We start from the raw sequence: 275 nt of genomic DNA on the forward strand, positions 1-275 counted from the left end.
GGTCTTTCGTTCGCACAAATTCAGTCGTTAACAACTACCCTATATCATTGGCTTTGGTTCTTGTCAAAACCTCTGACATAGTTTATCACAAATGGCTAATGCAAAACTACGTGGTTTCATTCGCGCCAGTATCGGGTACACGGCGGACATGCAGCGCAAGATACTCGATAAGCAGGAACCGGGCGTGATCTACGTCGATGGCGAGGGCGTCGACGTAGATGCGTTCGTCCGTGATCTGCGTCCGCCAAATCCTGGTCAGCGCGGTGACATCGTCC

At 51.3% G+C, this 275-nt stretch carries 1 protein-coding gene; it reads left to right on the top strand.

The features are described from left to right. Positions 1–91 precede the first annotated feature (91 nt). Positions 92–275, top strand: a 184-nt coding sequence (locus ACSV5T_RS09825) for a hypothetical protein (protein WP_438320988.1), incomplete at its 3' end; no start/stop codon positions are given.

This window comes from Veillonella sp. ZSJB6 (assembly GCF_051549505.1).
GTDB lineage: Bacteria > Bacillota > Negativicutes > Veillonellales > Veillonellaceae > Veillonella.